At 38.8% G+C, this 24,823-nt stretch carries 20 protein-coding genes and 1 riboswitch; of the genes, 11 read left to right on the top strand and 9 right to left on the bottom strand.

Features of this window, described 5'->3' with window-relative positions; genetic code table 11:
- Positions 1-10 precede the first annotated feature (10 nt).
- From DK857_RS10130 to proP, 3 genes are read right to left on the bottom strand one after another with little or no spacing between them, the layout of a single operon-like run.
- A complete protein-coding gene (locus DK857_RS10130; RefSeq protein WP_109402103.1) occupies positions 11-988 on the bottom strand; it encodes a glycosyltransferase in 978 nt (325 codons plus the stop codon).
- 39 nt (positions 989-1,027) lie between these two features.
- Positions 1,028-2,458, bottom strand: coding sequence for a deoxyribodipyrimidine photo-lyase (gene phrB, locus DK857_RS10125; protein ID WP_109402102.1), 1,431 nt, complete (start codon positions 2,456-2,458; stop codon positions 1,028-1,030).
- A gap of 10 nt (positions 2,459-2,468) precedes the next feature.
- A complete protein-coding gene (gene proP / locus DK857_RS10120) occupies positions 2,469-3,971 on the bottom strand; it encodes a glycine betaine/L-proline transporter ProP (RefSeq protein ID WP_109402101.1) in 1,503 nt (500 codons plus the stop codon).
- A 708-nt stretch (positions 3,972-4,679) separates the two neighbouring features.
- On the opposite strand from proP, the gene DK857_RS10115 reads away from it, so the two are divergent.
- Positions 4,680-5,693, top strand: a complete 1,014-nt coding sequence (locus DK857_RS10115) for a LysR substrate-binding domain-containing protein (RefSeq protein WP_109402100.1) — start codon at positions 4,680-4,682, stop codon at positions 5,691-5,693.
- 64 nt (positions 5,694-5,757) lie between these two features.
- On the opposite strand, the gene DK857_RS10110 is transcribed toward DK857_RS10115, so the two are convergent.
- The 3 genes from DK857_RS10110 to DK857_RS10100 are packed head-to-tail and all read right to left on the bottom strand — an operon-like array spanning position 5,758 to position 8,203.
- The gene (locus DK857_RS10110) at positions 5,758-6,936 is read right to left on the bottom strand and encodes a M20 metallopeptidase family protein (protein ID WP_023583449.1); all 1,179 of its coding nucleotides are present in this window, start codon (positions 6,934-6,936) and stop codon (positions 5,758-5,760) included.
- Positions 6,936-7,385 carry a hypothetical protein gene (locus tag DK857_RS10105; RefSeq protein WP_036933266.1) on the bottom strand — a complete coding sequence of 150 codons (450 nt, stop codon included), beginning with the start codon at positions 7,383-7,385 and terminating at the stop codon, positions 6,936-6,938. Before DK857_RS10105 ends, DK857_RS10110 begins: the two co-directional genes overlap by 1 nt.
- Positions 7,382-8,203, bottom strand: a complete 822-nt coding sequence (locus tag DK857_RS10100; protein ID WP_023583450.1) for a DUF3100 domain-containing protein — start codon at positions 8,201-8,203, stop codon at positions 7,382-7,384. Before DK857_RS10100 ends, DK857_RS10105 begins: the two co-directional genes overlap by 4 nt.
- Before the next feature lie 568 nt (positions 8,204-8,771).
- Here DK857_RS10100 and poxB point away from each other — a divergent pair.
- Entirely contained in the window at positions 8,772-10,496 is a 1,725-nt protein-coding gene (gene poxB / locus DK857_RS10095; RefSeq protein WP_109402099.1) for a ubiquinone-dependent pyruvate dehydrogenase, read from the top strand.
- 130 nt (positions 10,497-10,626) lie between these two features.
- Here poxB and argE read toward each other — a convergent pair whose 3' ends face one another.
- Positions 10,627-11,790, bottom strand: a complete 1,164-nt coding sequence (gene argE / locus DK857_RS10090; RefSeq protein WP_109402098.1) for an acetylornithine deacetylase — start codon at positions 11,788-11,790, stop codon at positions 10,627-10,629.
- Between the two features lie 100 nt (positions 11,791-11,890).
- Here argE and argC point away from each other — a divergent pair, with 100 nt between their 5' ends.
- The 5 genes from argC to oxyR all read left to right on the top strand — a co-directional run bounded on the left by argC (position 11,891) and on the right by oxyR (position 17,611).
- A complete protein-coding gene (argC, locus tag DK857_RS10085) occupies positions 11,891-12,895 on the top strand; it encodes an N-acetyl-gamma-glutamyl-phosphate reductase (protein WP_109394360.1) in 1,005 nt (334 codons plus the stop codon).
- A gap of 20 nt (positions 12,896-12,915) precedes the next feature.
- The gene (gene argB, locus DK857_RS10080; RefSeq protein ID WP_109402097.1) at positions 12,916-13,689 is read left to right on the top strand and encodes an acetylglutamate kinase; all 774 of its coding nucleotides are present in this window, start codon (positions 12,916-12,918) and stop codon (positions 13,687-13,689) included.
- A 75-nt stretch (positions 13,690-13,764) separates the two neighbouring features.
- Complete coding sequence (locus DK857_RS10075) at positions 13,765-14,973, top strand: argininosuccinate synthase (RefSeq protein ID WP_098941433.1); 1,209 nt, start codon at positions 13,765-13,767, stop codon at positions 14,971-14,973.
- 77 nt (positions 14,974-15,050) lie between these two features.
- Complete coding sequence (gene argH / locus DK857_RS10070; protein WP_109394357.1) at positions 15,051-16,433, top strand: argininosuccinate lyase; 1,383 nt, start codon at positions 15,051-15,053, stop codon at positions 16,431-16,433.
- Between the two features lie 260 nt (positions 16,434-16,693).
- Positions 16,694-17,611: a DNA-binding transcriptional regulator OxyR gene (oxyR, locus tag DK857_RS10065; protein ID WP_075672972.1), complete on the top strand. Its 918-nt coding sequence runs from the start codon at positions 16,694-16,696 to the stop codon at positions 17,609-17,611.
- On the opposite strand, the gene sthA is transcribed toward oxyR, so the two are convergent.
- Complete coding sequence (gene sthA / locus DK857_RS10060; RefSeq protein WP_109394356.1) at positions 17,603-19,000, bottom strand: Si-specific NAD(P)(+) transhydrogenase; 1,398 nt, start codon at positions 18,998-19,000, stop codon at positions 17,603-17,605. The genes oxyR and sthA overlap by 9 nt on opposite strands.
- Positions 19,001-19,199: 199 nt before the next feature.
- Here sthA and fabR point away from each other — a divergent pair, with 199 nt between their 5' ends.
- Together fabR and DK857_RS10050 are read left to right on the top strand one after the other, a co-directional pair.
- Positions 19,200-19,886, top strand: coding sequence for an HTH-type transcriptional repressor FabR (fabR, locus tag DK857_RS10055; RefSeq protein ID WP_069366914.1), 687 nt, complete (start codon positions 19,200-19,202; stop codon positions 19,884-19,886).
- Complete coding sequence (locus tag DK857_RS10050; RefSeq protein WP_098941430.1) at positions 19,886-20,287, top strand: YijD family membrane protein; 402 nt, start codon at positions 19,886-19,888, stop codon at positions 20,285-20,287. Before fabR ends, DK857_RS10050 begins: the two co-directional genes overlap by 1 nt.
- 123 nt (positions 20,288-20,410) lie before the next feature.
- On the opposite strand, the gene trmA is transcribed toward DK857_RS10050, so the two are convergent.
- Positions 20,411-21,508, bottom strand: a complete 1,098-nt coding sequence (trmA, locus tag DK857_RS10045; protein ID WP_109394355.1) for a tRNA (uridine(54)-C5)-methyltransferase TrmA — start codon at positions 21,506-21,508, stop codon at positions 20,411-20,413.
- A gap of 112 nt (positions 21,509-21,620) precedes the next feature.
- Positions 21,621-21,827, top strand: a riboswitch (cobalamin riboswitch).
- 69 nt (positions 21,828-21,896) lie between these two features.
- On the opposite strand from trmA, the gene btuB reads away from it, so the two are divergent.
- Both btuB and murI read left to right on the top strand, forming a co-directional pair.
- On the top strand, positions 21,897-23,771 hold the full coding sequence (btuB, locus tag DK857_RS10040) for a TonB-dependent vitamin B12 receptor BtuB (protein WP_109402096.1): 1,875 nt from the start codon (positions 21,897-21,899) through the stop codon (positions 23,769-23,771).
- On the top strand, positions 23,716-24,582 hold the full coding sequence (murI, locus tag DK857_RS10035) for a glutamate racemase (protein WP_109402095.1): 867 nt from the start codon (positions 23,716-23,718) through the stop codon (positions 24,580-24,582). Before btuB ends, murI begins: the two co-directional genes overlap by 56 nt.
- The last annotated feature ends 241 nt before the right edge of the window (positions 24,583-24,823 follow it).

The raw sequence follows: 24,823 nt of genomic DNA, 5'->3' as shown, positions 1-24,823 counted from the left end.
TTATGCTTACTTATTTCAAAGAGGCGATAAATAAAATGCAGTTAACACGAAAAATAAACCAGCGTTGATGCCAATTATTTACGCCTTTATTGAGAGAGGAAAATAAAGAATAAGTAGAAAATTGTTTTGCGATTATTTTTTGATTTTTTGCATCACAACATTTACGAAAAAGAATAAAAAAACTGCCTAATTCACGAACTGCCTGTTGGCGGAGTGCTTTTGCTAATAACTGATCAGATTGTTTATCTGCTTCTTTTAATAGCTGTAAGATTATCTGTAAATAACTTTGTGTTCGTTGAGCTTCTTTTTGTTGGTCGGGTTTACGTGTAATAGAGTCAGGATTAGCACAGTAATAATAGAGAGGTTGGTTATCAAAACCTATTCGCTCTGCAACAAGCGCTAATTGCATTGTCCACAAAATATCTTCATGATAAAGACCTTCAATAAATTGAAGTTGATGTTTTTTTATTAAGTCATGCCGAGTTAACTGCAACCAAACGAAATGTGGCCATTGATGTTGAGTGACGGCATGAATGATCCACTCACTACCTTTTATGACTTTTTGATAAGGCTGTCGTTGGTGGATTGGTCTTTGGTGCTTTTTAAGATCACTTGGATTGAATCGTTCACCATTGCCAATTAAAACATCAACGTGTTGGGTAACAGCTAATTGATACCAATGTGCGAGTAATTCAGGCTTAATAAAATCATCACTATCAAAAAAAACTATCCACTCACCTTGAGCATATTTTAAACCTGTATTTCTTGCGCTGGATAATCCTTGATTAGTTTGATGATAAAGCTTCACTCGTGCATCTTTTTGGCAATAAGACGTTGCGATTTCAGCACTATTATCTGTCGAACCATCATTAATAATAATGACTTCAATATCGGTGAAAGTTTGAGTGATCACACTATCCAATAATCTCGTAATACGAGACGCTTCATTAAACATAGGAACGATGACAGAAATTTGGGGGGTTTTCACAATATTGAGCCAGTTATCAATAAATAAAGTTTTACTATCTTACCCTTTTTTTGCCTTTTCATAAGACTCAATCGCTCTTATTCGTGCTTTTGTGTGATCAACTATAGGCAATGGATAATCGAGAGAATTATTAGTTTTTGCTGACCATTCGTGAGGGGTATGAATATATCGATTAGGCACATTGGCGAGTTCAGGAAGCCAATGGCGGATAAATTCACCATCCGGATCGAATTTTCGTCCTTGGGTAGTTGGATTAAAAATTCGAAAATAAGGTACGGCATCTGTTCCTGTTGATGCGGCCCATTGCCAGCCCCCATTATTTGATGCGAAATCGCCATCAATAAGTTGCGACATAAAATAACGCTCACCCCAACGCCAATCAATTAACAAGTCTTTGATAAGAAAGCTCGCCGTGAGCATACGTAGGCGGTTATGCATCCAACCTGTCTGGTTAAGCTGTCGCATTGCTGCATCAATAATCGGAAAACCTGTTAAGCCTTGAGTCCAAGCGTTAAATTCATCTTGTTCATTACGCCAATTGATTTTTTCTGTCCAAAGCTGAAAAGCAATGTGTTTGCATAAATTGGGATTTGCCACAATTAAGTGTTGGTAAAACTCTCGCCAAATAAGCTCGTTAAACCAAACAAATGCGCCTGATGTACTGTTTTCTAAGAAATCAGGTTCAGTTTGGTAAAGACGATTAAAACATTGGCGAATAGATAACAGACCGACAGAAAGGTAGGGAGATAATCGACTTGTGCCATCAACTGCCGGAATATCTCGCCATTTTGCATAATGTGGAACACTTTCATAGCAGAACTGTTTTAAGCGTTTAAGTGCTTCTTCTTCCGTGGCGACAAAAGAAGATGCGTTTGTATTTTCAAGTGAAAAAAGTAGCGCTTTTAAAGGAGATACTGTTTCTTGATGTGCTCTTATTTCTGGAATAGGTAACGAAGCATTATCTTGTGAAAAAAAGAGTCGTAAAAATGCATTTCTAAAGGGAGTAAAAACCTTATACATCTCCCCTTGTTGTGTGACTACATTACCCGGTGGAATAAACACATTGTCATGATAAGCATAAACGGTTGTTTTATTTTCTAGTAACTTAGTGACTTTTTTATCACGACGTTGTTCATTAAGGGCATATTGGTGATTGAAAAAAAGCGCGGTAACTTGATGTTGTTGGCAATATTCAGCCACTTTATCGGCTGCATTTGAATAAGTATCGCTAATCACTACTGTTAGTGGAATATTCAGTTTTGCCAGCGATATTGAAAGATCAAGTAAAGCATCATGAATAAACGCCTGACATGACAAAGCCATATTATGAACTTTCCATTGTTCAGGCGTTATGGTGAAAAGAGCATGCACCTGTGCTTGTTTATCTTGGCAAGCGTTAAAGAGTGCCTTGTTATCCGTCACTCTTAAATCATTACGAAACCAGACTAAATGAACAGAAGACGGGTGCATGTAACCTCTCTTAATCTAACTTAGGATGTTGATCGATTAGGGCTTGGCGTTTTTTCTGTAATGTTTCTATTTCTGCTTCAATATCTTCAACACGTTGTTCGATATTATCATAATGCTCAGACAGAATTTCTTTAGCTTCTGATCTATCCGATGCCGCAGGTGTTGCACCTCGTAAAGGTTTATTTGCGGTTTCGATCATCTTGATACCTGTTATTAAGCCAACAACAGCGACAATCATCAGGTAATAAGCAGGCATATATAAATCACCGGTTGCTTCAACTAACCAAGCTGCCGCTGTTGGTGTTGCCCCTGCAATTAGTACCGAAATATTAAAAGCAATTGCTAATGCACTATAACGAATATGGGTTGGGAAAATAGCCGGTAAAATTGATGCCATAACCCCAGTAAAACAGTTGAGTAGAACGGCAAGAATTAATAGTCCTAAGAAAATTAAGCCGATTTCATCACTGTTAATCATCATAAATGCAGGGTAAGCAAGGATAAATAACCCAATGCTACCACCGATAACAAACGGTTTACGACCAATTTTATCACTCAGTAACCCAATAACCGGCTGTACAAACAACATACCTATCATAATCGCGATGATGATCAGTACACCGTGATCTGCCGAATAATTTAGATTATGAGATAAATAACTCGGCATATAAGTTAATAACATATAGTAGGTCACGTTAGTGGCAATCACCAAACCTACACAAACGGTTAAGCTTTTCCAATATTTTGATGCAATTTCCCGTAATGAAACACGAGGTGGATCTTGGATAGATTTACGGTCGTCGCTATTCATTTCATCAACGTGTTGTTGGAATGCTGGAGTTTCTTCTAAAGCATGACGTAAATATAAGCCGATAAGACCTAATGGTAATGCTAAGAAGAACGGGATACGCCATCCCCATTCATGAAATGCGGTTTCTCCCATAATGGTTGAAATAAGTACAACGACCCCTGCACCCATGACGAAACCAGCAATAGAACCAAAGTCTAACCAGCTTCCCATAAATCCGCGTTTACGGTCTGGTGAGTATTCAGCAACGAAAATCGCCGCTCCAGAATATTCACCACCAATGGAGAAACCTTGTGCTAATTTAGCGAGTAATAATAAGACTGGTGCCCAAATACCGATGGTTTCGTAAGCGGGGATCAAACCAATGGCAAACGTACTGAGTGCCATTATTATAATGGTGACAGATAAAACCTTTTGGCGACCAAATTTATCTCCTAACATTCCAAATACAACTCCCCCTAATGGTCTTACAAGGAAGGGTACGGAGAATGTAGCAAGAGCGGCAATCATCTGTACTCCCGGAGATGCACCCGGGAAGAAGACTTGACCTAAGACATATGCAAGGAAGCCATAAACACCAAAGTCAAACCATTCCATGGCATTACCTAATGCCGCAGCGGTAATGGCCTTCTTGAGCTTACTATCATTAATAATAGTTATGTCATTGATTTGTAGTGGTTTATTTCTTTTTTTCTTCATTTTCATATTAAGTGACCTTTATTAAGGTATTCGTAATTTCTTGTTATTCAATTAATTAAAAGAAATGAAGTGACTATTTGTTAGCGAGAAGAGTGAGTGATAAAAATCCACTAAAAAACAGCTTACTTCTACCAAAATTAAATAGTGATATTAAGCTAATAGATAAGAGAATATTTATTAAGTATAGATGAGATTGAATAAGATATTAGGATGTTTTCTTTGTTGTTTTGATATAACAAAACATAGCCCCTAAGTATTAAAATGTGATCGTTATCATAACGTAATTCTGTGTTTCTGTAAAATTTATGGTGTTAGTGATTGTAAATTTAGCTTAAGTAAATCAAAAGTATTTGCAATAAAACAATAAGAGAAAAATTAAAATTTTATTTTAATAACAAGGTATTAGATTGGTTTATTGTTTTTTGATTCAGGCTAACGCAACTATATGAGTATTATGCATAATACAAAGGTTGATAGGTAAGTAGAAAATAATAACATCTTATTTTGATTTATTATTCTTTCGAATAGTTAAAGTGAAAGTGTGGATAATAGAATAGATCTCGCTATTCTTATTATAAGGTTAAATCAAGATAGTATGATGAGATATCACGACAGAGATATTAAAGATAGTTTACCCATTACTCATAGTTAGAATAAAAATTAATAAAATTAATAATTAACCGCGCATTTGTGCAGATTAACCCAGGTACCTCTATGAATATTAATCAACTGAAAAGCTTTGTTGAAGTCGTAAAAAATAATTTCAACATTACTAATGCGGCTGAAAAACTCTATACCTCACAACCGACAATTAGTAAGCAACTAAAAATATTAGAAGATGAATTAAGTGTGTCACTGTTTGTGCGTAAAAATAATAACTTATTAGCCTTAAGCCCAATGGGTAAAGAGGTTCATAAAATTGCTTGCGATATTCTTGGGCAGGTTGATCGAATCAAAAGCATTGTGGCTGAAGAAGATCGTAATAAAAAAGTCGATTTACATATTGCAACAACACATACTCAAATACGTTATTCATTACCGAATGTGATTGATCACTTTCGCCACTATTACCCTAATATTTCTCTACATTTTCATCAGGGGGCACCTGCTCAACTAGCAGAGATGGTTAAAAATGGCGATGTGGATTTTGCTATCGCAACAGAATCTATGCACCTTTATGAAGATCTCATTACACTGCCTTGTTATCGTTGGACTCGCAGTTTATTAGTTCCTTATGATCATCCTCTTGCTTTATTGAAAGATGATGAGCAGGTTACCATCGAGCAAATGGCAGAGTATCCACTGATTACTTATGTTTTTGGTTTTACAAGGGGATCTAAATTAGACAAGGTATTTTATAAAAATAATCTTAAGCCTAAGGTGGCGTTAACAGCGACGGATACTGAGATTATTAAATACTATGTTAAGCGCCATTTAGGCATCGGTGTTATTGCGGCAGCCTCTTATGATGAAACGGAAGATGGTAGCGCATTAAAATGTATTAATATCGATCATTTAGTACAACCGAGTTATACCCATATCTGTGTTAGTAAACATACCCATATGAAAGATTATATGCATGAGTTTATTTCTCTTTATGCGCCGCATATTGATAGAAATATTATTCAGATGCCAGATCAATGGGAAACCCAATGGCACAGTAAAGAGGTATACCAAGGATTGCCTGATTTACGTTCAGTGAATGTGAATAATAGCGTTGCAGAATAGACATCAAAATAAAAAAGCCCGTTGTTGCGGGGGCAATAACGGGCTTAGGGCAGAATAATCGAGATTAGCGAGTCAGAATATTAACAAAAATCTGAGCACCGACTAATAAACAATCATCATCGACAAAATAAGGATTTGCGTGAAGGTAATTATTAATACCTTTCGCTTGATTACCACTTCCTAAGAAGAACATTGCACCGACTTTGCCTTTTGTGGCGTTAACCATATAACTAAAGTCTTCACTACCTGTCATTGGCTTACCGTTCGATTCAATATTTTCTTCAGGTAAGAATTTACGCATTGCATCTAATAAACGCTGATGTGCAGTTGGATGATTCACAACAGCAGGGTATCCGCTATAGCTTAATGTGGTTTTAAATCCACCAGCTGTACTGCGTGCAACGATTTCATCAAAACTTGCTTTCAGTACTTGGTCGGTATTTTCATCCATAGAGCGGATAGTGCCGCGAGCCTGTACGTGATCAGCTAATGCATTAGGGATTGTTCCCCCATTGATCATGCCACAACCAAAGACAGCAGGGCTAAATGGATCTGTTTTCTTCGCAACAACATAATCCATATAATCAATTAAGCGCGTTGCTTCACGAATGGCATCTAAACCTTTGTGCGGTGTTGAACCATGAGCAGAAACACCATAAACATCTAATGTCCATGCTGAGCCATAAGATGACATCACACCATCATTAAAGCGAACACAACCTGTTTCAATCGCTGCATCATTATGAAGTGCGTAAGTTTCATCAACGCCTTCCATGCAACCGAGTTCAACCATTTTTTCAGCGCCAGGTACACGCATATCTTCTTCAGCCATTTGGAAAATAAAGCGAACGTTCGCGCTCATCTCTTCTCTATTTTCGGCAAGATATTTAGCACTGGTTAATGCCATAGTCATATGAGTATCGTGACCACAGTTGTGTGCACAACCTTGGTGAACTGAACTATGTTCATTATTCGTTAAGTCTGGCATTTCTAATCCGTCCATATCAGCACGGATAGCAATTAATGGAAATTCAGAATTAACAATTAAGTCTGCTGTGAAGCCAGTATATCCATCAAAAGTTTTAATTTGATAACCAAAACTTTCCATTAATTCACGGCAATACTTTGATGTCTTATATTCTTCACCTGATAACTCAGGTATTTTGTGTAAGTCTTGTCGTGTTTTTTTACTAAAGTCATTTAATTGAAAGAGTTTTTCACTGACATTATAAATATTATTCATTAGATAACTCCCTGGATAGTAAATCCAATTTGCGCGACGATTGATGCTCCAAAGAAACAGCAAGTTGAAACAATCATGAAAATAAGAATAACTTTCCATGACATTTTCTTAAGTTCTTCTAATTGACCACCAACAGATAAACCAGCAAATGCTAATAAAGGAACACAACAAGATAAGAAAGAAACTTTACCAATAGAACTAATAAAGAAATCTCTTATCGGAGTTTCGGGTAAACAAATAAGTATCCCGATAATTGTTGCATAAGCAAATGTTGGTAAAGATGAAGGTAAATAATGTTTTGCAACGAGTGAAATAAATACCACTAATGACATAGCAATAAAGCTATCCCACATTGCATAAAGAGCGATCCCTGATGTTAACGTTTGAGTAAACATTGCCAGTAAAATAGCAACGAATACAAATTTCATATCAATAATTATATTTTTCATGCAGTTTTGCCTCTGGTGAAAATTTTATAAATTTTTTCTGAAAGAGGTAAACCTAAATAGGTTAATGACAGTGCGCCTAGTGCTGAAGATAATAAGTTAGATGCAGCGGCAACACTTAATACTTGCTGTGCTAATGCTTCATCAAGACCATTAATTAATGCACCTGATGCTGCACTTAACATTGAACCAGAACCCACGCCAGACCCTGCTGCAAGAGCAAGTGGATGTAATCCAGTTAATGGAGCAATACTACCTAATACGCTAAACCATAAAGTACCGATAACAGAACCACATAAATAAATGGCTAATACACCAATATATTCCTGAGAGCCTGTACCAAATTTACCTTGAATAACAGCGATAGAAGGTTCACGGCTAATAGATGAACAAGCACCAATTGCACGACGACCAAATCCAAATTTAATGGCTAATGGAACCGCAATTAATACTGGTAATAAGTTGCCAAGTTCCTGAACAAATAATGGAATGCCGACACTTAAAATCATTTTTATATTAGGAACAATCATTCCTGCATATTGTGTACCTAAAATAAGCAGGCTGAAACCTACCATTTTACCGCAGAAGCCTTCTTCTTTTTCTGTGAATAATTTACCCCATACTTTAATTTTTTTACGGGTAAATCCAGCAGATATACACATACCAATAATTACAGCAAATAGCATTGGTAAAATAGGTATTACCGCAATGCCAATCTTAATTTCTTTTTTACCAATGACATATTGTGAAATAAAAATTAAGAAAAGGACTGCCAGAATACTAATAAAGAAAACCTTTATCGGACTTCTACTTTTGTCCATCCGTTAATCTCCGTTGAAAAATAATCAGGCTTTATTCTAGAGGACAAAAAGCAAAAGGTAGCGTGACCAATGTCATGTTTATTTCATACCTCTTTTTCATGGCTCATGAAATAATACAATGGTGATAAATTTATTAACAAATAGAAGAAAGTTAAATTTTTTAATAAAGACAGTGAGTAAGGCTGAAATGAGTCAGCTTAATTGTTAATAAAGATGTGAAGGGAAAAATCATTATTAAAAATTATTTTAATTATTAAAATAATCCTATAAATGAATTTTGTCTACCATTTAGTAAATAATAATACGTTATTAATGAGATATATTCTTATTTGGTGCGGTTATTATAAGTTTAATGAATGTATTTGGAAGTGATATTTTATTTTTACATTTTTATCAGTGCTCACTTTATCACGACAGTGACATTATAGTGATTAGTGTTATTCTTTATATTTGAGTTAGTAAGATAATTTTCTCTGCAAGCTGGTTAGGAAGAGAAACAGAATATGGGAAGGAGATAAGTGTAGCTCGCAGAGGCACAATTTACCCAAAACTGAGGAAAAATATCACCATGAGTAAGCAAACCGTTGCAACTTATATTGCTAAAGTACTCCATAATGCAGGTGTAAAACGTATTTGGGGCGTAACAGGCGATTCTCTCAATGGATTAAGTGATAGCTTGCGAAAGATGGGAACAATTGAGTGGATGGGAACCCGCCATGAAGAAGTCGCGGCATTTGCCGCAGGGGCAGAAGCGGCAGTTAATGGCCAATTAGCGGTTTGCGCTGGTTCTTGTGGACCGGGAAATTTACATCTTATCAATGGGCTTTTTGATTGCCATCGTAATCATGTTCCTGTGTTAGCAATTGCTGCGCATATTCCTTCTGCTGAAATTGGTAGTAATTACTTTCAAGAAACACATCCTCAAGAACTTTTTCGCGAATGCAGTCATTACTGTGAGTTAGTTTCTAATCCAGAGCAGATCCCTCAAGTGCTAGCCATTGCGATGCGAACCGCTATTTTGAAAAAAGGGGTTGCGGTTGTTGTATTGCCGGGAGATGTTGCACTAAAACCAGCCCCAGAAGATGCGCATGAAAATTGGTATCCGTTGCAGTTTCCACTCACCATGCCTAATCGTTTCGAAATCGAAAAACTATCCGATGCACTGAATAATGCAAAAAACATCACCTTAATGTGCGGTGCAGGATGTGCTCAAGCTCGCGATGAAGTGATTAAGCTGGCTCAAACCTTAAAAGCCCCTGTTGTACACGCATTGCGGGGGAAAGAGTACATTGAATGGAAAAATCCCTATAGTGTAGGAATGACTGGGCTAATTGGTTTTTCATCGGGTTATCATGCGATGGAAAATGCCGACACTTTGGTGTTATTAGGTACGCAGTTCCCTTATCGGGCATTTTATCCATCAAAAGCCAATATTATTCAAATTGATATTAATCCAAGCAGTCTTGGTTCACATTGCCATGTAGATATGGCGATGATTGGCGATATTAAAGCAACACTAAATGCGATACAGCCTCGCTTAAAAGAGAAAACAGATACCACTCACCTTGATGCTTCATTAAAACACTATGCCAAAGCACGACAAGATCTGGATGCACTTGCACAACCCAGTGAGCGTGAACTTATTCACCCACAATATTTGGCACGTCGATTAAGTGAACTAGCAAATGATGATGCCATTTTTACCTGTGATGTCGGAACGCCAACAGTGTGGGCAGCTCGTTATATTGGAATGAATGGAAAACGTCGTTTACTAGGATCGTTTAACCATGGCTCTATGGCAAATGCGATGGCTCAAGCTATTGGTGTACAGGCGTTAGATAGAAAGCGTCAAGTTGTAGCAATGTGTGGTGATGGCGGATTTACCATGTTAATGGGTGATTTTATCTCATTAGCTCAAATGAATTTGCCAGTCAAAGTGATTATTTTTAATAACAGTGTATTAGGTTTTGTCGCGATGGAGATGAAAGCTGGTGGCTATTTAACTGATGGCACAGATTTACATAATCCGGATTTTGCTGCTATTGCCAATGCGTCTGGTATCAAAGGTATTCGAGTAGAAAAAGGTGAAGATCTGGATCATGCACTTAAAGAAGCCTTTGAACATGATGGTCCTGTGATTGTAGATGTAGTCACAGCAAAACAAGAGCTTTCAATGCCTCCTGAAGTGAAGTTTGAGCAAGCAAAAGGTTTTAGCCTGTATATGATGAAGGCGATTATTAATGGTCGAGGAGATGAAATTGTTCAGCTTGCTAAGACTAATTGGTTACGCTAATCCCTAATTATACTCGTCATACTTCAAGTTGCAGGGGTGTTGACTAGGCTCAGCGAGTCACCTACCTGCAACTCGAATTATTTAGAGTATAATAGAGACCCTATCAACATAAGTTGATAGGGTTTTTTCATTATTGAGCTTTCTCTGTTAAACAGAAGTTTTCAATTAATTGCCCCATTAATTCACGCGTTGGCTCAATAAATGCCATATCAATAAATTCATCAGGCTGATGTGCTTGTTCAATAGAGCCTGGACCTAAAACTAAGGTAGGGCAGAGATCTTGAATAAACGGCGCTTCAGTACAGTAATTCACTGTTTGCGCTTTCTCGCCTAATAGTTTTTCGATCACCGCGACCATTTTGTGATCGGTCGGGCACTCATAACCCGGAATAGGATCGTGTAATGCCTCAACACTTAAACGACCCGGCCAACGTGCTTTGACTGGCGCTAATGTTTCGTGAAGTAAATCATCCAAATCTTGTAACGTTAATCCCGGCAATGGGCGAATATCCATATGTAATTCACAGCAAGCACAAATTCTATTTGCTGCATCACCGCCATTAATATAGCCAAAGTTCATCGTAGGATAAGGGATAACAAACGCAGGGTTGTTATAGCGAGTTTTTAACGTATCGCGCAGTGTACTAAGGTGAGTAATAGATTCATGCATCAACTCTATCGCATTTACGCCTTTCTCTGGATCACTAGAGTGTCCTGATTGTCCAGTAATACGTATCGCATTTGATAAATGCCCTTTATGTGCACGGATAGGTTTTAGCGATGTGGGTTCGCCAATAATGGCAAAATCAGGACGGATTGCCGTATTAGCAGCAAAATAACGTGCCCCTGCCATAGAGGTTTCTTCATCAGCGGTGGCGAGAATATAAAGAGGGTGAGTTAACGTCTTAGTGTCTACATATCGCAATGCATCGAGAATAAAGGCAAAAAATCCCTTCATATCAGCAGTGCCTAAGCCATATAACTTATTTTCTTTTTCTGTCAGCGTAAAAGGATCTTGTGTCCAACGACCTTCATCAAACGGTACTGTGTCAGTGTGACCACTGAGCAATAATCCACCTTTTCCCGTTCCTAATGTTGCTAGAAGGTTAAATTTGCCTCGTGTTTCAGGTACAGGTTGAATTTCAATTGAAAAACCTAATGTTTCCAACCAATTAGCAAGTAAGTTAATCAGTGTTTCATTACTTTGATCGTTTTTAGCGTCTGTAGCACTGATAGAGGGTGTTGCAATTAATTGACGATAAATCTCAATAAATGTAGGTAATTTAATATTCACTGTTGACAGCCTTTCTTCATAATAGTATCAATATTCATGCACTTTTTTTGAATAAAAATACATTAATCGGTTTGTGTTCATAGTACAAGGTAAGAATGACATGTTAAATACTCTGATTGTAGGAGCAAGTGGTTACACTGGCGCTGAATTAGCCGCCTATCTTCAGCAGCATCCTCATGTGAATTTGAGCAGACTGATGGTATCAGCTCAAAGTGCAGATGCAGGAAAGTGCTTTTCTGAACTTCATCCACAATATCGTGGTTTAGTGGATCTGCCACTTGAGCCGATGGTTGATGTCGCTAAAGCTGCTGAAAACATTGATATTGTTTTTCTCGCAACTGCTCATGAAGTCAGCCATGACATTGCCCCAGTCTTTTTAGAGCAAGGTTGTGTGGTATTTGATTTGTCCGGCGCCTATCGAGTACAAAACAAGCATTTTTATCAACAATACTATGGATTCGAGCATAAGAATACTGATTGGTTATCGCAGGCAGTTTATGGATTAGCTGAATGGAATGCCGACATTATTAGTCAGGCGCAATTAATTGCTGTGCCGGGTTGTTATCCAACCGTCTCTCAGCTGTCACTAAAACCTTTAGTGGAAGCGGGGCTTTTAGATACAGCACAGTGGCCTGTTATTAATGCGACTAGTGGTGTGAGTGGTGCAGGTAGAAAAGCGTCCTTAACCAGCAGTTTTTGTGAGGTGAGTTTGCAACCTTATGGCGTGTTTACTCATCGTCATCAACCTGAAATTGCAACACATCTGGGTATTGATGTGATTTTTACACCTCATTTAGGCAATTTTGCGAGAGGGATCCTAGCCACTATCACCTGTAAGTTAAAAGCAGGAGTGACGCAAGAGTATGTAAGACAAGTCTTTGAAGATGCTTATCAAGATAAACCATTAGTGCGTGTTTATGAAAAAGGATTACCTGCATTAAAAGCCGTTGTAGGAACCGCATTTTGTGATATCGGATTTGCTCAGCAAGGTGAACATCTGATTGTGGTAGGTGTTGAAGATAACTTGCTGAAAGGAGCTGCTGCACAAGCAGTGCAATGTATGAACATTCGGTTTGGTTTCGCTGAAACCGAATCACTTATTTAAATAATGAGTAGGGAAGTTTCATGGAACCATTAATTATCAAACTGGGTGGCGTACTCCTTGATAATGAAGAAGCGTTAACGCGGTTTTTCACTGCATTACAACAATATCGTTCAACGCATTCTCGTCCTTTAGTCATCGTACATGGTGGTGGCTGTTTGGTGGATGAGTTAATGGGTAAATTGCAATTGCCTGTGATGAAAAAGCAAGGTCTTCGTGTCACACCTGCAGATCAGATAGACATTATTACAGGTGCGCTTGCCGGAAGTGCCAATAAAACCTTGTTATCGTGGGCAACCAAGTTTGGGCTTAATGGTGTGGGGCTTTCTTTGGGTGATGGACAATTAGCTAAAGTTACTCAAACCAATGAGGAGTTAGGTCATGTAGGAAATGCAACTCCCGGCTCTCCTGATTTACTTAATTTATTATTAGGTGCTGGCTATCTACCTATTATCAGTTCTATCGGGATGACTGAAAAAGGTGAGCTGATGAATGTGAATGCTGATCAAGCGGCAACCGCTATCGCTGAAACATTAGGTGCTGATTTAGTCCTGCTTTCTGATGTCAGTGGCATTTTAGATGGTAAAGGTCAGAAGATTGCTGAGATGTCAGCTGAAAAAGCACAGATGTTAATCGATCAGGGCATCATCACTGACGGCATGATAGTGAAAGTAAATGCAGCATTGGAAGCTGCTAAAACGTTAGGACGACCTGTTGAAATCGCAAGCTGGCGCCATGCTGAAAAACTGACGACATTATTTAATGGTGTTGCAGTAGGAACCCGAATTTTAGCTTAAAAATCACTCTAGAAATCTTATCGCTATTTGGTAGTTGGCAGAATTTAAACAAATTGGGAATTGAAGGTTATCACTATGACTAAAGGTATTAAGAAAATCGTATTGGCATACTCTGGCGGATTGGATACATCGGCAATCATTCCTTGGCTAAAAGAGCATTATGATAACTGTGAGGTTGTCGCTTTTGTTGCTGATGTTGGTCAAAGCCGTGATGATTTAGTGGGCGTAGAACAAAAAGCATTAGCTTCAGGTGCTTCAGAGTGTTATGTCGTTGATTTACGTGAAGAGTTTATCAAAGATTATGTCTATCCTGTATTAAAAACAGGTGCTTTATATGAAGGTAGCTATTTATTAGGTACTTCAATGGCACGTCCTGTTATCGCTAAAGCACAAGTTGAACTCGCATTAAAATTAGGTGCTGATGCTGTTGCTCATGGTGCAACGGGTAAAGGTAACGATCAGGTTCGTTTTGAAAGTACTTATGCGGCACTTGCTCCACAACTTAAAGTGGTTGCTCCTTGGAGAGAGTGGGATTTACGTTCTCGTGAAGCGTTGTTAGATTATCTAAAAGTTCGTAATATCCCAACAACAGCAACTCTTGAGAAAATTTATAGCCGTGATGAAAATGCATGGCATATTTCAACAGAAGGTGGCGTATTAGAGAGCCCATGGAATGCTTCAAATGAAGATTGCTGGGCATGGACCGTTGATCCTAAGAAAGCACCAGAAACGCCAGAATTAGTCACAGTTACAGTTAAAGCGGGTGAAGTTGTCGCAGTAAACGGTAAAACACAATCACCTTTTGAATGTTTAGATACCCTAAATACATTAGGTGTTAAACACGGTATCGGACGTATTGATATTGTTGAAAACCGTTTAGTGGGAATGAAATCTCGTGGCTGCTACGAAACCCCGGGGGGCACTATCATGATGGCTGCTCTGCGTGGTGTTGAGCAACTTGTTCTTGATAGAGATGCATTTAAATGGCGTCAGCAATTAGGCTTAGAGATGTCTTATGTCGCTTATGATGGACGTTGGTTTACGCCAATTCGTGCTTCACTACAAGCTGCTGCTGAATCACTGGCAAAAGATGTGAATGGTGAAGTGGTTTTAGAGCTCTATAAAGGGCATGTGAATGCTATTCAGAAGAAATCAGACAACAGCCTGTACTCTGAAGAGTTTGCAACCTTTGGTGAAGATGAAGTTTACGATCACAGCCATGCTGAAGGCTTTATCCGTTTATATTCCCTGCCATCACGTATTCGTGCACTGAGCAAGAAATAACGCAAAGCAATAGAGTGGTGCTAACAAGCATCACTCTCACTCTTTTTTATTACACAGAATAAATACAGGAAGCGATTATGGCACTCTGGGGTGGACGTTTTAGTCAGGAAGCTGATCAACGGTTTAAACAATTCAATGATTCACTGCGGTTTGATTTTCGACTGGCACAACAGGATATCTTTGGCTCAGTAGCTTGGTCTAAAGCGTTAGTCACAGTTGGCGTATTGTCGCAAGATGAACAAGCTCAACTTGAGCAAGCATTAAATGAATTATCAGAAGAAGTAACGGCAAACCCGCAGTCTATCTTGCAAAGTGATGCTGAAGACATTCATAGCTGGGTTGAAAGTAAGCTTATTGCCAAAGTGGGCGATTTAGGTAAAAAATTACATACAGGCCGCAGCCGTAATGATCAGGTCGCAACAGACTTAAAGCTATGGTGTAAAGAAGAAGTCATTCATCTTCGCCAAGCGATTGTTGAGCTACAAAAAGCTTTAGTTATCACCGCAGAACAAAATCAAAATGCTGTGATGCCGGGTTATACCCATCTACAGCGCGCTCAGCCAGTCACTTTTGCACATTGGTGTTTAGCATACAATGAAATGCTAGCCAGAGATGAAAGCCGTTTAGCTGATGCATTAAAACGTTTAGATGTCAGCCCATTAGGTTGTGGCGCTTTAGCCGGAACGGCTTATGATATCGATCGTGAACAATTAGCGGAATGGTTAGGTTTTGCGAGTGCAACCAATAATAGCTTAGATAGCGTATCCGATCGTGATCATGTCTTAGAGCTATTATCCTCTGCGGCTATTGGTATGGTGCATTTATCTCGTTTTGCAGAAGATCTTATTTTCTTTAATAGTGGTGAAGCGGGCTTTATTGAATTATCAGACAAAGTGACTTCTGGCTCATCATTAATGCCACAAAAGAAAAACCCAGATGCGCTGGAGCTTATCCGTGGAAAATGTGGACGAGTACAAGGCGCATTAACTGGCATGATGATGACCTTAAAAGGCTTGCCTCTCGCTTACAATAAAGATATGCAAGAAGATAAAGAAGGCCTATTTGACGCCATCGATACATGGTCTGATTGTTTGCATATGGCAACTCTTGTTCTTGATGGGATCCAAATCCGTCGTTCTCGTTGTGAAGAAGCGGCTAAACAAGGTTATGCGAATGCCACTGAACTGGCAGATTATCTTGTTGCTAAAGGTGTGCCATTTCGTGAAGCTCACCATATTGTGGGTGAAGTGGTTGTTTGCGCCATTGAGCAAGGTAAAGCGATTGAAGAGCTCCCTCTTTCTGAATTACAGATGTTTAACAGTAAAATCATGATTGATGTGTACGATATTTTATCGCTTCAATCTTGCTTAGATAAACGCCTTGCAAAAGGTGGTGTTTCTCAAAAACAGGTGGCTTATGCGATAGCAAAAGCCAAAGAAGTTTTAGATATGAATAAATAAGAAAAGAGTTTATCTGATACAACTTATTGTTATTAAAAAAGAACAGAGTGAATATCACTCTGTTCTTTTATTTTAAATTGCCGATAATATCTATATTCATCTTGAATTTTTTACAGTATGAAGTAATTAGTTTTGTTTGAGTTGTTTATTCAAAAAATTTTGAAAAAGAGAGACAGAATAACATTCGACTGATAGAAAAATTTATCAGTTACTATATTATCTATAGACATTAACTATCAGCAATAAATATGGGATCTGCAATGAATATCCGTGACTTGGAATATCTGGTGGCTCTAGCTGAGCATAAACATTTTCGTCGTGCGGCAGATTCTTGCCATGTGAGTCAGCCAACATTAAGTGGTCAAATTCGTAAACTTGAAGATGAACTTGGTGTGATGTTGCTTGAAAGAACTAGCCGTAAGGTTCTGTTTACTCAACAAGGTTTGTTGCTGGTGGATCAAGCGAAAACCGTTTTACGTGAAGTCAAAGTGCTACAAGAAATGGCTTCATTGCAAGGCGAAAGTATGGCAGGGCCTTTACATATTGGGCTTATTCCTACTGTTGGCCCTTATTTATTGCCCCACATCATTCCTGAATTACATAAAAACTACCCTAAGTTAGAGATGTATCTTCATGAAGCACAAACTCATAGCTTATTAGCTCAGTTAGATAGCGGAAAACTCGATTGTGCAATTTTAGCAATGGTAAAAGAGAGTGCGCCATTTATTGAAGTGCCTCTATTTGAAGAGCCAATGAAGTTAGCGATTTATGAAGGTCATCCTTGGCATGAACGCGAGTCTGTGCCGATGGGCGACTTAGCGGGTCAGCGTTTATTAATGTTAGAAGATGGACACTGTTTACGCGATCAAGCGTTAGGTTTTTGCTTCCAAGCGGGCGCGAAAGAAGATACGCATTTTAGAGCAACGAGTTTAGAGACTTTGCGTAATATGGTCGCTGCTGGTAGTGGAATAACGTTATTACCTGATTTATCTGTACCTCAAGAACAAAAACGTGATGGGGTTTGTTATCTAGAATGTACTGATCCAAATCCATCACGTTCTATTATTTTGGTTTATCGTCCCGGATCGCCTTTGCGTAATCGTTATGAACAGTTAGCGGAGACAATCCGTGAACATATGACCGCATTTTATGCAGAAAAACAAAACGCATTAAAATAAGCGGTTTAAACCATTAAGTGCAGCAACTCGGTAGGCTTCTGCCATTGTTGGATAGTTGAAGGTGGTATTAACGAAATACTCGATAGTATTGCCTTCACCTTTTTGCTCCATAATTGCTTGGCCGATATGAATAATTTCTGCTGCACGCTCACCGAAACAGTGAATACCTAAAATCTGCTTGGTTTCACGGTGGAAGAGAATTTTCAAACTCCCCACATTCATACCTGCTATTTGTGCTCTTGCTAGATGTTTAAATTGAGCTCGACCCACTTCATAAGGGATTTTCATTGCAGTGAGTTGTTGCTCTGTTTTACCAACAGAACTAATTTCAGGAATGGTGTAGATCCCCGTTGGAATATCTTCAATTAAATGTGTTTCTGATTTTCCAGTTGTGATTGCTAAAGCCGCAATTCGGCCTTGATCATAAGCGGCTGAAGCTAGGCTTGGATAACCAATAACATCACCTACGGCATAAATGTGTTCACAACTGGTTTGGTAGTGGGCATTAACAGAAACGAGCCCACGACTATCTGTTTTAATACCGACGTTTTCTAAGCCTAGAGTGTCTGTATTTCCTGTTCGACCATTCGCATAAAGTAGGCAATCTGCTTTGACTTTTTTACCTGATTTTAAGTGAACAATCACACCATCATCGACACCTTCAATGCTTTCGTATTCTTCATTATGACGAATAACAATGCCGTTATTCCAGAAGTGATAAGAAAGTGCATCAGACATCTCTTGATCAAGGAAAGACAATAGATGATCACGAGTATTAATTAAGTCTACTTTTACTCTTAATCCTCTAAAAATAGAGGCATATTCACAACCAATGACACCAGCACCATAAATAATGACATGGTGAGGTTCATGCTCTAAATCGAGAATAGTGTCACTGTTATAAATACGAGAATGAGAGAAATCGACATCTGGCGGGCAATAAGGACGCGAGCCTGTTGCAATAATAAAGTTATCTGCTGAAAGAATATCGCAAGTACCATCAGGATAACGCACGCTGATCCTGTGCTCATCAATAAATGCCGCTTCGCCCGAATACATTGTACAGTTATTACGCTCGTAGAAACCTTGACGCATTTTAGTCTGCTGACTAATTACGGTACTGGCTTGGCGAAGTATTTGAGAGAAAGAGGAGTTAATCAGACGAGATTGGTCACTGTAAAGCGGGTTTTGATTAAATTCGATAATACGACTTACTGCGTGACGTAGGGCTTTTGAAGGAATAGTTCCCCAGTGAGTACAGCCGCCACCGACTTTGTTATAACGTTCTATAACTGCGACGCGCTTTCCTTGTTTAACAAGCCCCATGGCCGCGCCTTCACCACCAGGACCTGAACCGATCACAATTGCATCGAAATGAGAATGTTGCATAGGAAGAGACCTGTTTTATACAAACCGACAACGCTATATTAACATTAGAATGAATAATAGCCCAATTGACATTAAGGGCATTAGTCACACTTTGTTGAGTTTTTATGAGAATGTGCCTTGAGAGATGATTGTACGCACTGCTTTTTTAACAAAGTTTGATATATTGGGTATAAACCAAATTAGGATTATCAGGATTTCCGTGAGTAATAATATTGGCATCAGAGCTAAACAAAAAGAAAAAACCCGTCGCTCTTTAATTGAAGCTGCTTTTAGCCAACTCAGTGCCGAGCGTAGCTTTACAAGCCTAAGTTTGCGAGAAGTGGCTAGAGAAGCTGGTATTGCACCTACCTCATTTTATCGTCATTTTAAAGATGTTGATGAACTAGGACTCACGATGGTTGATGAAAGTGGATTGATGTTACGTCAATTAATGCGCCAAGCACGTCAACGTATTGCGAAAGGTGGCAGTGTTATTAGAACATCAGTAGCTACTTTTATGGAATTCATTGGTAATAATCCTAATGCGTTTCGATTATTATTACGTGAGCGTTCTGGGACTTCGGCGGAATTTCGTGCCGCAGTCGCACGAGAGATCCAACATTTTATTGCAGAACTGGCAGACTATCTTGAGCAAGAAAGCCATATGCCACGTTATTTTACAGAAATGCAATCTGAAGCAATGGTCACTATTGTATTTAGTGCAGGCGCAGAAGCACTGGATATCGATATTGAAAAGCGTCAACAATTAGAAGAAAGATTAGTTATACAACTGCGAATGATTGCTAAAGGTGCCTATTATTGGTATCGACGTGAGCAAGAAACGCAAATACCTCTACAAGATAACCCAGAGATAAAGAAAAAAACGCATCAGAAAGGAGACAAATGATGGAACAAAATCGCTGTGAAAAAAGCACGCTATTACTTGCCACAGTCATTGGTGTCGCTTTACATGGTACTTATTCGAGTTTTTTTAATTCATTTATTGAGACGTGGTCGGTTTTCCCACTCATCAGTTTAATCTTGGCTGTTTACTGTTTATATCAGCGCTATTTAAATCAACCTATGACCGATGGTATGCCTAAGCTGATTTTTTCATTCTTTTTATTAGGCTTGTTCGGTTATAACGCTTACACCAGAACCGTTAACCCTGAATGGGGTTCAAATTTCTTCTCTTCAGTGTGTATTGTTATCGTTGCGTTGTGGATTTATCGTCAGTTCAAACAGCGTCAACGCCTACGTATACAGGCAGAAGAAGCTGAAAGAGCATCACAAGCAGAACAGTACTAGTCTGTACTTATCTCTTTGTTGTAAACACAGCGAAATTTTGACACCAGCAAGTTACCTTGCTGGTGTTTTTGTTTTTATTCGTGCTATTGTAGATTTTTTATCTATAACGAGTGAAATAAGCAGTTATCTTTTTTCTAATAACACGCCACATTCCATGTGATGGGTATATGGGAACTGATCGAATAAAGCTAATTTACTGATTTTGTGTGTTTTAATTAGCGTTTCCAAATTATGACACAGTGTTTCTGGGTTACAAGAAATGTATAAAATGCTAGGGTAACTTTTAACCAACTCTACAGTTTTCTCGTCTAAACCACTACGAGGTGGGTCAACAAAAATGGTTTCGCACTGGTAATCTGTTAAATCAATCCCTTCTAGGCGTTTAAATTCTCTTACTCCATTCATTGCTTGAGTAAAATCTTCTGCAGACATGCGAATAATCTTCACATTATCAATATGGTTCATTGCAATATTATATTGCGCGGCATAAACAGAAGGCTTGGCAATTTCTGTTGCTAGTACACGATCAAAATTACGCGCGAGCGCTAATGAAAAGTTACCATTACCGCAATACAGCTCAAGCAGATCGCCTTTTGCATTTTCCGTTGCCTGTAATGCCCATTCCAACATCTTAATATTGACCTGTGCATTAGGTTGCGTGAAGCTATTTTCAACTTGGCGATAAATCATCTCTTTGCCAGCAACGGGTAGTACTTCATCAATAAAATCGTTATCGAGCATAATTTTTGTTTTATATGCACGACCGATTAATTGCACATCAAATCCTTGAGCAATTAATGATTGGCGTAATGCCATTGCTTCTTGTTGCCAAGTTTCATCAATTTTCTTGTGATAAAGCAGCGAGACAATAATTTTATTACTCAACGTAGAAAGATAATCAATCTGAAACAGTTTCTTTCTGAGTGTCGGTTTATCTTTTATTTCTGCTAACAGGGCTGCCATCATTTTATTAATAAGCTGGCTGGCAACCGGAAATTGATCAACACGAATACGCTGCTTAGTCTCTTGGTCAAACATAATATGATAGAGAGAATCTTCTTCATGCCAGATACGGAATTCCGCACGCATACGATAATGCTGTTCTGGTGATGAAAAAACCTCTGCTTCAGGCGCATTAAAAGGAGCCATCATTGTTTGTAGACGTTGTGTTTTTTCATTCAGTTGAGACTGATATGTTTGCGTTGGTAATGAATTCTGCATGGTATCTCGCCTTTTTTTGGCCGTAATAAAGTTAAGCGAGCGAAATTGTAGAGATCCTCATGAAGATGTCCAGTATTCTTCATGTTCAATTTCTGGACTCAGTGGATTTGAAATCGTAGCATAGTTATTCGGTCTCCTATAGGAGTGAAAAGGGAATCTGGTGCAAAGCCAGAACTGACGCGCAGCGGTAATAGGATCAAGGATAATAAAAGACACTACAAAGCATCTTAATAAGTGCGGTGGGAAGTCATTATCTTAAATACACAAAATTGTTTATTTAACCTAGAGTCCGAAGACCTGCCGAAGACCTGTCGCATCTTAAATTAAATACGCGCTTTATTTAATTTTGGCGGCATCCTGCTACTTATTCTGTTGGATGCAGATTTTCATGAATAATAAAAAAGTTTTCTTTATTTCAAGTATAGCTTCGAGTGTGGCTTTGAGTGTCATGGTGAGCAGTTTTGGTGCGTTTGCGAATAACAGCGATACATTAAGTGTGACTGCGAATCGCTTTCAAGAGCCTAACTCTTCTATTCTAGCGCCTATCACTGTTGTTGAACGTGAACAGATCGATCGTTGGCAGAGTAATAGTGTTATTGATGTATTACGCAGAATGCCGGGTATTGATGTGGGGCAAAATGGCGGGATAGGGCAAGTGAGCTCTATTTATGTACGTGGGACTGAATCTCGTCATGTTCTTATTTTAGTGGATGGTGTGCGTTTAAATCAGGCTAATGTATCTGGTAGTTCCGACATTAGCCAAATTCCCCTTTCTCTTGTTCAACGTATTGAATATATAAGAGGGCCTCGTTCTTCTGTTTATGGTTCAGATGCAATTGGCGGTGTGATTAATATCCTCACAGAAAGAAAAACAGAAGGAGGAACGCTTAATGCCACAATGGGTTCTCATGGTTATCAAGAATATGATGGCTCTGTAAAACAGAAAGTCGGGGATAAAACGACATTAACGGCTGCAGGTAGTTATCTCTATACCAAAGGTTATGATGTAGAGGCGAATGGAAATACCGGTGGATATCCACAACCTGATCGCGATGGCTTTATGAATAAGTCACTGTGGTTAGGGGTTAATCACGATATTAACGATAACGTTTCTTTATATGCACGCGCTTATGGTTTTGATAATCGCACTGCTTATGATGCTTATCATGACAGTTATAATAAAACCTTAACGGATACAAGAGCACTGTTTAGCCGTACCTATGATGGTGGCGTGAAATTTCATCACGATAACTATTCTTCTTCTTTAAATACTAGCTATAACTACACCAAAGATTATGACTATGATCCTCGTTATGGTCGCTATGGTAAAGGAAGCCGTTTTACCAACTCTGAACAATATAATGTGCAGTGGGGAAATCACCTTTTATTAGGGAATGGCAGTATTGGTGGTGGTGTTGATTGGCAGCGTCAATCTATTAAAGCAGGTTCTAACGGATTTCCTAATAAAGAGCATTTCGACAATACTGGCTTATATCTAACAGGACAGCAGAAATTAGGTGAAATTATAGCTGAAGCATCTGTGCGTTCTGATAAGCATTCAGAATATGGCTGGCATACTACTTGGCAAACTAACCTAGGTTGGGAATTTGTCGATGGTTATCGTGTGATTGGTGGTTATGGCACAGCATTTAAAGCTCCGACACTGATGCAACTTTATAGTGAATGGGGAAGTAATCCAGACTTACAACCTGAAAAGAGTAAACAGTGGGAAGGAGGCTTTGAAGGATTAACGGGACCTGTAGCGTGGCGATTAACGGCATATAGAAATGATGTTAGTAATCTTATTCAAGCTGATTCTACTCAGGGATGGAAAAATCATAATATTGGAGAGGCGTTAATTAAAGGTGTGGAATTTACAGGTGAAATGGATACTTGGGTTTTTCATCATACCTTTAACTTGCAATATATAGATGCAAGAAATAAAGAAACGCATCAACGTCTTGATCGTCGTGCCCGTCAACAACTGAAATATCAACTTGATTGGCAAGTTGAGAAATTGGATATGGGAATTACTTATCACTATATCGGTCAGCGTACAGATAAAGATTTCGGTACAAATCCGGCTAAACCTGTTTCTTTAGGCGGTGTCAGTATTTGGGATCTAACTGCTTCATATCCTATTACATCACATCTCTCAATTCGTGGTAGAATAGCCAACCTGTTTGATAAAGATTATGAGACAGCTTATGGCTATCGCACGCCAGGACGAGAATACTTCCTCACAGGAAGTTACAACTTCTGATGCACTATCTACCGCTAACCCTACTGTATTAGTTTTTGATTCAGGGGTTGGCGGTTTATCTGTTTATCGTGAGATCCGTGAAAAACTACCGGAGGCTCACTATATCTATGTTTTCGATAATGAAGCATTCCCCTACGGTGAAAAATCACAAGAGTTCATTATTGACCGTGTTGTTCGAATAGTTAGCGCGGTTGCTGAAAAACATGATATCGCCACTATTGTTATTGCTTGTAATACAGCAAGTACAGTAAGCCTTCCTGCTTTACGTGCCAAGTTTACAGAGATCCCTATTGTGGGTGTTGTTCCAGCTATTAAGCCAGCGGCTAAATTAACGTGTAACGGTGTGGTTGGATTATTAGCGACCAGAGCAACAGTTAAACGTCCTTATACTCACGAACTTATTGAGCGTTTTGCAACTGATTGCAAAGTTCACTCTTTAGGTTCGGCTGAGCTGGTGGAACTAGCAGAAAGAAAACTTCATGGTGAAGAGGTTCCTTTAGATGAGCTTCGCAAAATTCTTACACCTTGGTTAAAAATGAAAGAGCCCCCCGATACAGTGGTATTAGGTTGTACTCATTTCCCTTTATTAGCAGATGAACTTCTTTCTGTTTTACCTGATGGCACACGAATTATCGATTCTGGTGCTGCAATTGCACGAAGAACTGCGTGGTTGGTCGTAAATCAAGCGAAAATAAAAGGTTCAAATGAAATTAGCTTCGCTTATTGCTTAAAAGAAGATGAGAATAGCGAATTACTAAAACCTGTTTTGGCGAGTTTTGGCTTCGAATCGCTCAGAAAACTGGCGCTTTAAGTGCAATTTGATTGAAAATTCAACGGTCAGTAAAAAAACTCAAAAAAAGTGTTGCCAGCTTCACAAAACTCCCTATAATGCGCCCTCGTTGTCACGGCAAACCACGCTAAGTGAGTTAGCCAAGAGAACCAAGAAAAAAAGTGAAAAGCCTTGAAAATAAACGCTTGACACCAAATGAGGAAGATGTAGAATGCACCTCCTCGCAACAACGCAGAAGACCGGAAACGGCAGCGAATGTTGC

It is taken from the genome of Proteus terrae (assembly GCF_003144325.1).
Classification (GTDB): domain Bacteria; phylum Pseudomonadota; class Gammaproteobacteria; order Enterobacterales; family Enterobacteriaceae; genus Proteus; species Proteus terrae.
Note: the sequence above shows the minus strand (reverse complement) of the source record. Positions and strands in the feature narration are given on the sequence as shown.

Excerpts from the sequence above, each read along its gene's own strand:
- phrB (WP_109402102.1), bottom strand. The coding sequence starts at position 2,458 with ATGCACCCGTCTTCTGTTCATTTAGTCTGGTTTCGTAATGATTTAAGA.
- proP (WP_109402101.1), bottom strand. The coding sequence starts at position 3,971 with ATGAAAATGAAGAAAAAAAGAAATAAACCACTACAAATCAATGACATA.
- DK857_RS10115 (WP_109402100.1), top strand. The coding sequence starts at position 4,680 with ATGAATATTAATCAACTGAAAAGCTTTGTTGAAGTCGTAAAAAATAAT.
- DK857_RS10110 (WP_023583449.1), bottom strand. The coding sequence starts at position 6,936 with ATGAATAATATTTATAATGTCAGTGAAAAACTCTTTCAATTAAATGAC.
- DK857_RS10105 (WP_036933266.1), bottom strand. The coding sequence starts at position 7,385 with ATGAAAAATATAATTATTGATATGAAATTTGTATTCGTTGCTATTTTA.
- DK857_RS10100 (WP_023583450.1), bottom strand. The coding sequence starts at position 8,203 with ATGGACAAAAGTAGAAGTCCGATAAAGGTTTTCTTTATTAGTATTCTG.
- poxB (WP_109402099.1), top strand. The coding sequence starts at position 8,772 with ATGAGTAAGCAAACCGTTGCAACTTATATTGCTAAAGTACTCCATAAT.
- argC (WP_109394360.1), top strand. The coding sequence starts at position 11,891 with ATGTTAAATACTCTGATTGTAGGAGCAAGTGGTTACACTGGCGCTGAA.
- argB (WP_109402097.1), top strand. The coding sequence starts at position 12,916 with ATGGAACCATTAATTATCAAACTGGGTGGCGTACTCCTTGATAATGAA.
- DK857_RS10075 (WP_098941433.1), top strand. The coding sequence starts at position 13,765 with ATGACTAAAGGTATTAAGAAAATCGTATTGGCATACTCTGGCGGATTG.
- argH (WP_109394357.1), top strand. The coding sequence starts at position 15,051 with ATGGCACTCTGGGGTGGACGTTTTAGTCAGGAAGCTGATCAACGGTTT.
- oxyR (WP_075672972.1), top strand. The coding sequence starts at position 16,694 with ATGAATATCCGTGACTTGGAATATCTGGTGGCTCTAGCTGAGCATAAA.
- sthA (WP_109394356.1), bottom strand. The coding sequence starts at position 19,000 with ATGCAACATTCTCATTTCGATGCAATTGTGATCGGTTCAGGTCCTGGT.
- DK857_RS10050 (WP_098941430.1), top strand. The coding sequence starts at position 19,886 with ATGGAACAAAATCGCTGTGAAAAAAGCACGCTATTACTTGCCACAGTC.
- trmA (WP_109394355.1), bottom strand. The coding sequence starts at position 21,508 with ATGCAGAATTCATTACCAACGCAAACATATCAGTCTCAACTGAATGAA.
- btuB (WP_109402096.1), top strand. The coding sequence starts at position 21,897 with ATGAATAATAAAAAAGTTTTCTTTATTTCAAGTATAGCTTCGAGTGTG.
- murI (WP_109402095.1), top strand. The coding sequence starts at position 23,716 with ATGGCTATCGCACGCCAGGACGAGAATACTTCCTCACAGGAAGTTACA.